Source organism: Azospirillum sp. TSO22-1, from assembly GCF_003116015.1.
Taxonomy (GTDB): Bacteria; Pseudomonadota; Alphaproteobacteria; order Azospirillales; family Azospirillaceae; genus Azospirillum.
The window spans coordinates 32,913-44,857 of record NZ_LGQZ01000094.1; the positions used below are offsets into that span (position 1 = coordinate 32,913).

An 11,945-nucleotide genomic window follows, 5' to 3' on the forward strand; every position below is an offset into this window, starting at 1 on the left:
CAGAAATGGGCGCAGGGGTTTTTGCTTACGTGCCGGCTGCGGCCCCCCACCCAACCCTCCCCCGCTGGGCGGGGGAGGGCTCAAGGGGCAAAGCGGCGGAGTCCCCTCCCCCGCCCAGCGGGGGAGGGTTAGGGTGGGGGCCCGGTGCCAGGACCTCACCAGCCAAAGGCAATTCCACCCAGAACGTCGTCCCCTCGTCCTCCGTGGTCGTGTAGTCCAGCGTACCGCCCATCATCTCCGCCAGCTGCCGGGCGATGGTCAGGCCGATGCCGTTGCCTTCGATCTCGCGGCGTTCGCCGATCAGGCGGGTGAAGGGCTGGAACAGCTTGGGGCGGAGCGCCTCGGGGATGCCGGGGCCGGTGTCGGCCACCGACAGCCGCAGCCGGCCGGAACCCGCCGCCCTGCACGCCAGCGTCACCGTGCCGTTGGGGCGGTTGTACTTGATGGCGTTGGTCAGCAGGTTCAGCACCACCTGCCGCAGCCGCATGTGGTCGGCGCTGACCGCCAGCTCCGGCCCCGGCGGGTCGGTCCGCACCGCCACGCCGTGCTTGGCCGCCATCGCCTCGGTCATGGTCAGGCATTCGTGCAGGACGGTGTCGAGGTAAACATCCTCGACCGCCAGCTGCACCTTGCCCGCCTCGATCTTGGCGAGGTCGAGGATGTCGTTGATGAGCTGCAGCAGGTGGTCCCCGGCTTCCAGGATGTGCCCGACGCAGGTCGCCTGCTGCGCGGTCAGCGGGGCCGAGGCGCCGCAGTGCAGCAGCTGGCCGAAGCCGAGGATGGCGTTGAGCGGCGTGCGCAGCTCGTGGCTCATGCGCGACAGGAAGTCGGACTTGGCGCGGTTCGCCTCGTCGGCCTCGGCGCGGGCGGCCTCCAGGCGGGAGGCGAGCGCCGTCATGTCGTCCACCTGCCGGTGCACCAGCCGGGACGGCGGCAGGATGGCGAGCGGAATGGTCACCACCGCGGTGCCGGCGATCACCGCGAAGACGATCAGGCTGAGCAGCCAGGAGCGCTGCACCGCCGCGTTGACCAGCGCCACCACCCGGGCGGTCAGAGCGTCCAGCTCGGCCAGCACCTCGTCGACGCGCGGCACCGGGAGGCCGCGCGGTTGGGCGGACAGGAAGGGGCGCAGCGACTCGACGGTACGGTGAAGGGTGCCGTCCTCCGTCCGCCAGACGCCGGCGTAGAGCGCCTGCACCTCCGGCAGCATGGCCGGGGAGCCGGTCAGCACCTCCTGCGCCCGCACGATGTCGTCGAGGACGGTGCGCAGCTCGGCCTGGAGGACGGTGCGCTCCATCTCCTCGGCGGCAGCCAGGCGGGTGGCGAACAGGGCGGCGCGCTGGGTCAGCATGCGCTGCCGGCCGCTGAGGTTGATGAGTTCGGCCGTGTGGTCGAGCGACGAGACGGCACCGTGCATCAGCAGCGCCGCGGTGCCGGCCAGCAGCACGATGGCGAGCAGCGCCACCAGGCCGCGCCGGACCAGCCCGTCGATGGTGGCGTGCGCGCGCCGGCCGTCGCCCGCCGGCTCCGCCGCGCCAACCGGAGAGTCCGGCACGGCATCCCCCCTTGCCAGAGATTAGCTGTATGAACGAATTTGCCGAGAATTGTCGCGATCATCCTTGACCGTTGTCAAAAGCGGAGCCCCCTCCCCGGACGCGTCACCTTTGCACGGCGCATCGCGCGCCCGACCCGTGTACTATACGCCACCGCATCCCCTCCGGGGGGCTCGCAAGAACACAGACGGGAGGAACCATGACCGAACTGCATCACTTCATCGGGGGCAAGCCGGTGCGCGGCGAATCCGGCCGCTTCGCCGACGTCTTCACGCCGATGACCGGCGAGGTGGCGGCGCGTGTGCCGCTGGCCAGCAAGGCCGAGCTGCGCGCCGCCGTCGAGAACGCGAAGGCCGCGCAGCCCGCCTGGGCCGCCACCAACCCGCAGCGCCGCGCCCGCGTGATGATGAAGTTCCTCGACCTCGTGCAGCGCGAATACGACGAGCTGGCGCTGCTGCTGGCGCGCGAGCACGGCAAGACCGTCGCCGACGCCAAGGGCGACATCCAGCGCGGCCTGGAGGTGGTGGAGTTCGCCTGCGGCATCCCGCACCTGCTGAAGGGCGAGTACACCGAGGGCGCCGGCCCCGGCATCGACCTCTACTCCATGCGCCAGCCGCTGGGCGTGGTGGCCGGCATCACGCCGTTCAACTTCCCCGCCATGATCCCGATGTGGAAGTTCGCGCCGGCCATCGCCTGCGGCAACGCCTTCATCCTCAAGCCCTCCGAGCGCGACCCCGGCGTGCCGCTGCGCCTGGCGCAGCTGATGCTGGACGCCGGGCTGCCGCCGGGCATCCTCAACGTCGTCAACGGCGACAAGGAGGCGGTGGACGCCATCCTCGACGACCCGGACATCGCCGCGATCGGCTTCGTCGGCTCGACCCCGATCGCCGAGTACGTCTACACGCGCGGCTGCGCCAACGGAAAGCGCGTGCAGTGCTTCGGCGGCGCCAAGAACCATATGATCATCATGCCCGACGCCGACCTCGACCAGGCGGTGGACGCGCTGATCGGCGCCGGCTACGGCTCGGCCGGCGAGCGCTGCATGGCGGTGTCCGTGGCGGTGCCGGTCGGCCGGAAGACCGCCGACGCCCTGATGGAGCGGCTGGTGCCGCGCGTGGAGTCGCTGAAGATCGGTCTTTCGACCGATGCCGACGCCGACTTCGGCCCGATGGTGACCAAGCAGCACCTGCAGAAGGTGCGCGACTACGTCGAGCTCGGCATCGGCGAGGGCGCCAAGCTGGTGGTGGACGGCCGCAACTTCACCATGCAGGGCTACGAGAACGGCTTCTACATGGGCGGCTGCCTGTTCGACGAGGTGACGCCCGCCATGCGCATCTACAAGGAGGAGATCTTCGGCCCCGTCCTCTCGGTGGTGCGCGCGCACGACTACGAGGAGGCGCTGCGCCTGCCGAACGAGCATGAGTACGGCAACGGCGTGGCGATCTTCACCCGCGACGGCGACGCGGCGCGCGACTTCGCGGCGCGGGTGCAGGTGGGCATGGTCGGAGTGAACGTGCCGATCCCGGTGCCGCTGGCCTACTACACCTTCGGCGGCTGGAAGCGCTCGGGCTTCGGCGATCTGAACCAGCACGGGCCGGACGCGGTGCGCTTCTACACCCGCACCAAGACCGTCACCTCGCGCTGGCCGTCCGGCATCAAGGACGGCGCCAGCTTCGTCATCCCGACGATGGACTGACGGGGCGCTCGCACCGCCCCCCACCCTAACCCTCCCCCGCTGGGCGGGGGAGGGAACTCCGCTGCCCAGCCTTCAAAGCCCTCCCCCGCCCAGCGGGGGAGGGTTGGGTGGGGGGCCGTACAGACATTCCCCCAGCCAACTACGTCTTGATCAGCGGCATCAGCGGCTCCTTGGCCGCCGGAGCCGCCGGCTGCGGCAGCGTCGGGCCGAAGCGCTCCAACGCGCCCTTCAGCGCGTCCAGTCCGGCGCCGACCTTGTCGCGGGCGGCGTTCATCGCGTCGGTCAGCGCGATGCACAGTGCCTCGCGCCGCGCCGGATCGTTGCGCGACGCCTCCACCTCGCGGCCCAGATCGGCCGCCGTGTCGTCGCCGGGCTGCGCCGGCGCCGTCTTCGGGTCGATGCCGAGCAGCGGCAGCAGCAGGTCCCGCCCCTTCTGGCGGGCGACGTCGGCGGCCCGGCTGCCCAGCTTCTCCGCCGCCGCGACACCGGCGTCCCAGGTGTTCAGCGCCAGCGCCACCGACGGCGCGCAGGCGGGCGGCGGGTCCGCCGCGCGGACCGGAGCCGCCGCCAGCAGGACGGCGGCGGCAGCGCAGGCAATGGACAGACGGACGGCGGACGGCATGACGGCTCCTCTCCCAGACGGCCCCGTGCATGTGGGAGCATCGCCGTGGCCGTTCCAGAGGGGGTCACGCCGCCCGGATGCCGGCGAGGAAGCGCTCCACCTCGCCGCGCAGGCGGTCGGCCTCGCGCGACAGCTGGCCGGTGGCGTCGAGCACCTGGCCGGCGGCGGCGCCGGTCTCGGTGGCGGCATGGCTGACGTCGGCGATGTTGTTGGTCACCGCCTGGGTGCCGACCGCCGCCTGCTGGACGTTGCGGGCGATCTCACTGGTCGCCGCGCCCTGCTCCTCGATGGCGGCGGCGATGGTGGTGGCGATCTCGCTCATGGTCGCGATGGTGCGGCCGATGCCGGTGATCGACGCCGCGGCGTTGCCGGTCGCCGCCTGCATCGAAGCGATCTGGCCGCTGATCTCCTCCGTCGCCTTGGCGGTCTGGGTGGCGAGGTTCTTCACCTCGCTGGCCACCACGGCGAAGCCCTTGCCCATCTCGCCGGCCCGCGCCGCCTCGATGGTGGCGTTGAGCGCCAGCAGGTTGGTCTGGCTGGCGATGTTGGTGATCAGCTGGACGATCTCGCCGATGCGGTTGGCCTGCTCGACAAGGCCGTTGACGTGCTCGGTGGTCTGCTGCGCCTCGGCCACCGCCTGGTTGGCGATGCCGGTGGAGCGGGCGACCTGGGTGCTGATCTCGGCGATGGAGGCGGTCAGCTCCTCGGTCGCGGTGGCGACGGTCTGCACGTTGCCCGACGCCTGCTCGGCGGCGGCGGCGGTGGCGGCGGCCTGCTGGTTGGTGTGGGTGGCGGTGCTCGACATGCTCTGCGCCGTCGCCTCCAGCGCGCCGGCGGCGGATGCCACCGTGTGCAGGATGCCGGACACCGCGCCGTCGAAGCCGCGCACCAGCGTTTCCACCGTCTCGGCGTGGCGTTCCTTGGCGCGGCGCTCCTCGGCCTGGATGGCTTCCAGGCGCTCGCGCTCCTGCGCGTGCTCCTTGAAGACCACCAGCGCGCCGGCGAGCTTGCCGATCTCGTCGCCGCGGCCGCGGTGCGGCACCGCGCCGGACAGGTCGCCGCCGGCGACGCGCAGCATCGCCTCGGCGATGCCATGGATCGGCGCGGTCACCCGGCGGCGCACGATGAGCATGCCGGCGACGCCGAGCGCCAGGGCCAGGGTCAGCAGCACCGCGTCGATCGCCAGCGCCGCGGCCTCCTCGCCCTGCCGCTGCGCCGCGCGCGCGGCGATGGCGTCGAGCGCGGCGTTGGCCAGCGCGTCGAGGTCGCCCATCGAGCGGTCGGCCAGTTCGTTGACGTCGTCGAGGCGCAGCGGCGGCTCCTGCCGGGCGGTCACCGCGGCCAGAACCGACTCGCGCACCTTCAGGTAATCGACGACGTAGCTGCGCTCGGCCGCGGCGATCGCCGCCTTGACAGCCTCGGGGATGGCGGGACGCTGCGCCGCGTCGCGCACCGCGCGCCACGCCGCGTCGAACAGGCCGCGGGCGTGCGCCATCTGGACGCGCTCCTCGGCCGTGATCTCCTTCCTCACCAGCACGCCGTCGAACAGCAGGCGCAGCGGCGTCGCCGCCTCGCGCGCCGCCACCGCAGCATCCTTGGTGCCGATCAACTCGGAGAACGCGGGGTCGAGCGTGCGCATCGGCTCCAGCAGCGTCTTCGAGATGCGGGCGAGCAGATCCGACGCCGCGCTGGCGGTACCCATCCACTCGTCCACCAGGCCGTTGCGGCGCTGGGCGGGGTCCACCCTCAGCGCCGCGTCCACCTCGCCGCGCAGCGTCTCCAGCCGGGCGACGGCGGCGCGCGTCTCGGCCGCGCCCAGGCCGGGAGCACAGGCCACCGCGGCGCAGACGCCCGCCACCACCTCGGCCACGTCGGCCGAGGCGCGCCGCCACACCAGTATCTTCGCCAGAGTCGCCGGCTCGCTGCCCGCCGGCTGCAGCAGCAGGCGCCGCGTGGCGCCGCGCTCCAGGCGGATCGCCTGCATCGCCGTGAAGATCGTCCGCGACGCCTGCGCCACGGTCTGGACCCCGCGGTTGCCCGACAGCGTGCGCAGCGACGACACCGTGTCCTGGCCGACCACCAGGACAAGGAAGGCGACCACGCTGCCGAAGAGCAGGATCAACGTCGTGGCGATGCTCGGTCCGTGCGAACGTTTCATGGCGATTCCCCCATGCCGCCGGGGAACAGGCCCCCGGATCTCCGCCCACCATTGCGGCAGGGCAACCGGCCCGCGGCAATCATACCGGGGTATGAAAAGGGGGCGCCGAAGTTAAGTGTCGTAACTTCATTCCGCATATGACATTGTGCTGATGTGCGCCGTCACCCGGCGGTCCGTCCGCCTCCGCCGCGGCCAAACGCCGCTCCGGCCATCCTTTCGAGGACTAAGGATACGGAGCTATGATCACGGGTGCGGATCTCCGAGAAGGCCGTTCCCCATGAAGCTGCGCACCCTGCTCCTCATCGCCCTGCTCGGCATCGGGCTGGCGCCGGCCGGGGTGCTGGTCGCCACCACGCAGCCGGGCGTCGTCGCCGCCTTCCGCGACGGCGCCTCGGCGCAGGCGCTGGGCCGCGCCCGCGCGCAGGCCAGCGAGCTGAATCTGCGCCTGGAGCGCCGCAAGGAGACGGTGCGCAACGTGGCGCTGCTGCCCGCCCCGCTGGAGATGCTGAACGCCGTCGGCGGCGAGGGCGGCGGGCTGTACCTCAGCGTGCAGCAGGCGACCGAGCGGCTGACCGGCGTCATGCGGCGCTGGTTCGCGCGCGCCGACGACTTCCGCCGCCTCGTCCTGCTCGATCCGGCGGGGCGGGAGCTGCTGCGCCTGGACCGCACGCCGCAGGGCATCCTGCGGGTGCAGTCGCCGACCTCGCTGGCCAACGAGTCGCCCGAGCTGTTCCGCGCCGCGCTGGCTGGCGACGGCGTGCGCGCCGCCGTGGTGGGCGAGGACCGGCGGCTGCGCCTGTTCGCCCCGGTGCGCAGCCTGGAGACGCAGACCGTCGGCGCGCTGGCCATGGAGTTCGACCTGCACGACGTGCTGGGCGCCTCGGCCAACGCCGCCTGGGTGGACGCCGCCGGCACCTACATCCACGAGGGGCCGGCCGACGCGCGGGCCGGCGACGCCTTCCTGCACCACCCGGCCCTGAAGGGCGCGGCGACCAGCGCCGTGCTGTCGCAGCGCCCCGAGACGACGACGGCCTGGGTGCGGCTGCACCTGGATGGCACCGCCGGCAACGTGCTGTGGATCGGCACGCCGGTCGACCTGTCGGCGCTGGAGGCGTGGCTGTGGGACCTGCGGGCCAAGCAGCTTGCCGTGGTGCTGGCGCTGGCGGCCAGCCTCGCGGCGGCGGTGCGGCTGGTGTCGGTGCGCATGGACCGCACCAAGCGCGCCATGATGGAGGGGCTGCGCCGCGCCATCGCCGGCGACGAGACGGTGCGCTTCGACTGGCGCGGACCGCCGGAGGTGCGCACGCTGGGCGAGGAGCTGACCCGGCTGGTCGAGCTGCACGGCGCCGAGATGGCCGGCCGCAAATCCGCCGAATGGCAGCTGGCGCAGGAGAAGGAGGTCGCCGAGATCACCCTGCAGTCGATCACCGACGGCGTGCTGACCACCGACGCCGAGGGCCGCATCGGCTACGTCAATCCGGCGGCGCAGCGGCTGCTGGACCGGTCGGCGGCGCAGGTCGAGGGGCAGATGGCCGACACCGTGCTGGTGCTGGCGCACGAGGTGCGGCGCACGCCGCTGGCCAACCCGGTGCCGGTCTGCCTGCGCTCGCGCGGGCGCTGCGACGTCGACCGGGACGCGGTGCTGCTGCGCCACGACGGCAGCGAGGTGGCGGTCGAGATGTCGGCCGCCCCGATGCACGACGCCGACGGCCGCGTCGCCGGCGCGGTGGTGGCGATCCGCGACGTGGCGCAGGAACGCCAGCTGCGCCGGCTGCTGGCGCACCAGGCCTCGCACGACCCGCTGACCGGCCTGATCAACCGCCGCGCCTTCGAGGAACGGCTGAAGACGGCGCTGGACGAGGCGCACGAGCGCGACGCGGCGCACCCGCAATGGCTGTGCTACGCCGACCTTGACCAGTTCAAGCTGATCAACGACACCTGCGGCCACCTGGCCGGCGACGAGCTGCTGAAGCAGGTGGCGCGCGACCTGCGGGCGACGGTCCGCGACGGCGACGTGGTGGCGCGCATGGGCGGCGACGAGTTCGGCGTGCTGCTGCGCCCCTGCACCCGCGAGGTGGCGTACGAGATCGCCGAGCGCATGCGCCAGTCCCTCGCCGGCCTGCGCTTCGCGTGGCGCAACCAGTCCTTCACCACCTCGGGCAGCTTCGGGCTGGTGGCGGTGCAGGAGGGCGGCGGCTCGGTCTACGACCTGCTGAGCGCCGCCGACCGCGCCTGCTACGTCGCCAAGGACGGCGGCCGCAACCGCATCCACCTCGCCGACAGCCACGACGCCGCGACGCAGAAGCTGGGCGGCGAGATGGAATGGGCGCATGCCACCATGCGCGCGCTGGAGGACGACCGGCTGGTGCTGTACTGGCAGGCGATCCGCCCGCTGCGGCCCGACGCCGGGGCCGGCCACGCCGAGATCCTGGTGCGCATGCGCGCGCCTGACGGCGCCCTGGTGCCGCCCGGCGCCTTCATCCCGGCGGCCGAGCGCTACAACCTGATGCGCGACGTCGACCGCTGGGTGATCCGCCGCACCATCGCCGCCTTCCGCGGCCGGACCGACATCCGGGGCGTGATCGCGGTGAACCTGTCGGCGCAGTCGCTGTGCGACGACGACTTCCTGGGCTTCGTGCTGGCCGAACTGGACGAGTCCGGCTTCCGCCCGGACCGGCTATGCTTCGAGGTGACCGAGACCGCGGCGATGAGCAACCTGACCCGCGCGCAGGAGGTGATGCGCGCGCTGAAGGGCCGCGGCTGCCGCTTCGCGCTGGACGATTTCGGCAGCGGGCTGAGTTCCTTCGGCTACCTGAAGAACCTCGCCATCGACTACCTGAAGATCGACGGCAGCTTCGTGCGCCACATCGTCGAGGACCGGCTGGACCGCGCCTTCGTGCAGTCGATCAACGACATCGGCCACCTGATGGGCCTGAGCACCATCGCCGAATACGTCGAGACCCCGGAGATCGAGGAGGTGCTGCGCACGCTCGGCGTCGACTACGCGCAGGGCTACGGCGTGGCGATGCCGGAACCGCTGGAGACGCTGCTCGCCGCCGAGGGCGCCCCCGAGAGCACCATCGGCACGCCGCTGCACAACCCGTACGAAGACGCGCTGATGCGGAATTTCTGAGGGGTGGCGGGAGCCCGGTACAGGCGCGCCTTTCACTCCAACCTGGGCTATCCTCCCCCGATGCTGGGCCGGCTCCTCCCCCTCCTCCTGTTCCTTCCCACCCTGGCCCTCGCCGAACCGGCGGAGGTCCGCGTCGGCGTGCTGGCTTACCAGGGCTCGGAGCGCGCGGCGCGCGACTGGGAGCCGACGCTGGCGCACCTCGCCCGCGCCATCCCGGAGCACCGCTTCACCATGGTGCCGCTCGACCTGCCGGGGATGGTGCTGGCGGTGGCCGACCGCAGCATCGACTTCGTCATCACCAATCCCGGCAACTACGTGACGCTGGAGGCGCGCTTCGCCGTCACCCGCATCGCCACGCTGGAGTCCGAGTCCATCGGCTCGCCGCTCGCTGCGCTCGGCTCGGTGGTGATCCGCCGGCCGGAGCGGACGGAAATCTCCACCCTGGCCGACCTCAAGGGGCGCACGCTGGCGGTGGTGTCGACCGACGCCTTCGGCGGCTTCCAGATCGCCTGGCGCGAGATGGAGGAGGCCGGCGTGCGCCCCTTCAAGGACCTGCGCGAGCTGCGCGTCGTCGGCTTCCCCATGGAGGGCGTGGTGACGGCGGTGCGCGACCGGCTGATCGATGTCGGCGTGGTGCGCACCTGCCTGCTGGAGGAACTCGTCGCCCAGGGCCGCGCCGCCCCGGACGAGTTCGTCGTGCTGAACGAGCACCGCTCGCCGGAGCTGCCGTGCCGCGCCTCGTCGCGGCTCTACCCCGACTGGCCGTTCGCCCGGCTGGCGCACACCCCGCGCGACCTGGCGCGGCGGGTCGCCGCGGCGCTGCTGACCATGCCGGCGGTCGAGGGCAGGACGTGGACGGCGTCTCTCGACTACACCAGCGTGCACGAGCTGTTCCGCACCCTGCACATCGGCCCCTACCCGCGCACCCCGCCGACGCTGGAGGAGCTGGCCAACGAGTACTGGCACTGGCTGGTGGCGATCGCCGCGGCGGTGCTGTGGTGGGTGGTGCACGCCGCCCGCGTCGAGGCGCTGGTGCGCCGGCGCACAGCCGAGCTGGAACGCGAGATCGCTGAGCGCGAACGCGCCGAGGCCGCGGCGCTGCGCCTGCGCGAGGAACGCGACCAGCTCTCCCGCCTCGGCATCGTCGGCGAGATGGCCAGCAACATCGCGCACGAGCTGAACCAGCCGCTCGCCTCGATCAGCAACTACGCGCATGGCATGGGGCGCATCCTGGGCTCCGGATCGCCCAACCTCGACCTGCTGCGGGCCGGCGCGCGGTCGGTGGCGGAACAGGCGGAGCGCGCGGCGGCGATCATCCAGCGCACCCGCGGCTTCGTCCGCCGGCGCGACGCACAGCGCTCGACCCTCGACGTCAACGCCGTGGTGGCGGAGACGCTGTCGCTGTTCGGTTCCCCCTCCGTGCCGATCCGCGGCGAGCCGGGCGACGGGCTGCCCCCCGTGCAGGCCGACAAGGTGGAGCTGCAGCAGGTGCTGCTGAACCTGCTGCAGAACGCGGTGGAGGCCACGCCGGCCGGCGGCGGCGAGATCATCGTGCGCACGGCCTCCATCGACGGTATGATCCTGGTGGAGGTGCGCGACGCCGGTCACGGCGTCCCCGACGGTGCGGCGGCGCGGATGTTCGACCCCTTCTACACCACGAAGCCGGACGGCCTGGGCCTGGGCCTGTCGATCTGCCGCACCATCGTTGAGCGGCACGGCGGGCGCATCTGGGCCGAGCCGGCGGACGGCGGCTTCGCCGTGCGCTTCACGCTGCCGCCGGCGGACGATGTGGAGGAGGCTGCGGCATGAGCGACGACACCCCGCTGGTCCTGGTGGTGGACGACGACGAGGCGATGCGCACGTCGGTGAGCTATCTGCTCGCCTCCGTCGGCATCGCCTGCGAGACCTACCCGTCGGCCGAGGCGCTGCTGGACTCGCCCTACCTGCGCCCGCCGCTGCGGCCGGGCTGCATCCTGCTCGACGTCCGCATGCCGGGCATGAGCGGCATCGAGCTGCTGCGCTTTTTGAAGGAGCGCGGCTGCAAGCGCCCGGTGGTGATGGTCACCGGCCACGGCGACGTGCCGCTGGCGGTCGCCGCCATGAAGGCCGGCGCCGAGGACTTCATCGAGAAGCCTTACAAGGACCAGACCCTGCTCGACGCCGTCAACGCGGCGATCCGCAAGTGCCGGCAGGTGCTGGTGCGCAGCGCCGACCGCGACGCCGTGCAGGCGCGCCTCGCCCAGCTCAGCCGGCGCGAGCGCGAGGTGCTGACGCTGGTGCTCGACGGCAAGCAGAACAAGGAGATCGCCGCGGCGCTGAACATCTCCATCAAGACCGTCGAGGGCCACCGCCAGATGGCCATGGAGAAGATGCGCGCCCGCTCCGTCGCCGAACTCGCCCGCATGATGCTGGCGCCGGGGGAGACGGGCGAGACGTAGGCAAGGGTTTACCCTGGGTCCGCCGCGGGTTCCACCCGATGGCGGGTGTAGTTTCTTCCCCGTATCATTCATCCCAATGAAAATCCCGGCCACGGCCGGATGGGAATGGGATGGAAATGACCAGGGTGCGGCCAGCGGGCGCGGAGTCCGCCCGAACCGATGCGTTCGACGACAGCGTGGCGTCCGGCCGCCTCCGGCGGGCGCCGGAGAACTTCCTGAGCCGCGAGCAGATCACGCAAGTGAGCCGGGGCCGGCGCGATTTTCTGCGCTCCAGCTTTCTGGCCGCCGGCGCCGCGCTGACCGGAACGGCCGCTTCGGCTTCCCCGGCCCTGGCGCAGAGCGTCG

At 72.3% G+C, this 11,945-nt stretch carries 8 protein-coding genes; 5 read left to right on the plus strand and 3 right to left on the minus strand.

All coding sequences use genetic code 11. The annotated features are described in order from the left end of the window. Positions 1-25: 25 nt before the first annotated feature. Positions 26-1,555 carry an ATP-binding protein gene (locus tag TSO221_RS23460; protein WP_109120942.1) on the minus strand — a complete coding sequence of 510 codons (1,530 nt, stop codon included), beginning with the start codon at positions 1,553-1,555 and terminating at the stop codon, positions 26-28. A gap of 197 nt (positions 1,556-1,752) precedes the next feature. Between TSO221_RS23460 and TSO221_RS23465 the strand changes: the two genes are divergently transcribed. Beyond that, positions 1,753-3,249 (plus strand): CoA-acylating methylmalonate-semialdehyde dehydrogenase, encoded by a 1,497-nt coding sequence (locus tag TSO221_RS23465; protein WP_109120943.1) that lies wholly within the window; start codon positions 1,753-1,755, stop codon positions 3,247-3,249. Positions 3,250-3,388: 139 nt separating this feature from the next. Here the strand turns inward: TSO221_RS23465 and TSO221_RS23470 are convergent, their stop codons facing one another. Together TSO221_RS23470 and TSO221_RS23475 are read right to left on the minus strand one after the other, a co-directional pair. After that, a complete protein-coding gene (locus TSO221_RS23470) occupies positions 3,389-3,871 on the minus strand; it encodes a hypothetical protein (protein WP_109120944.1) in 483 nt (160 codons plus the stop codon). A gap of 64 nt (positions 3,872-3,935) precedes the next feature. Continuing rightward, positions 3,936-6,029, minus strand: a complete 2,094-nt coding sequence (locus TSO221_RS23475; protein WP_247878204.1) for a HAMP domain-containing methyl-accepting chemotaxis protein — start codon at positions 6,027-6,029, stop codon at positions 3,936-3,938. Positions 6,030-6,306: 277 nt separating this feature from the next. On the opposite strand from TSO221_RS23475, the gene TSO221_RS23480 reads away from it, so the two are divergent. The 4 genes from TSO221_RS23480 to TSO221_RS23495 all read left to right on the plus strand — a co-directional run. Continuing rightward, on the plus strand, positions 6,307-9,162 hold the full coding sequence (locus TSO221_RS23480; protein WP_109120945.1) for an EAL domain-containing protein: 2,856 nt from the start codon (positions 6,307-6,309) through the stop codon (positions 9,160-9,162). Between the two features lie 60 nt (positions 9,163-9,222). Beyond that, the gene (locus tag TSO221_RS23485) at positions 9,223-10,971 is read left to right on the plus strand and encodes a PhnD/SsuA/transferrin family substrate-binding protein (RefSeq protein WP_109120946.1); all 1,749 of its coding nucleotides are present in this window, start codon (positions 9,223-9,225) and stop codon (positions 10,969-10,971) included. After that, the gene (locus tag TSO221_RS23490; protein WP_109120947.1) at positions 10,968-11,600 is read left to right on the plus strand and encodes a response regulator; all 633 of its coding nucleotides are present in this window, start codon (positions 10,968-10,970) and stop codon (positions 11,598-11,600) included. The genes TSO221_RS23485 and TSO221_RS23490 overlap by 4 nt, the downstream gene beginning before the upstream one ends. A 110-nt stretch (positions 11,601-11,710) precedes the next feature. Further along, positions 11,711-11,945, plus strand: a 235-nt coding sequence (locus tag TSO221_RS23495) for a hypothetical protein (protein WP_199229593.1), incomplete at its 3' end; no start/stop codon positions are given.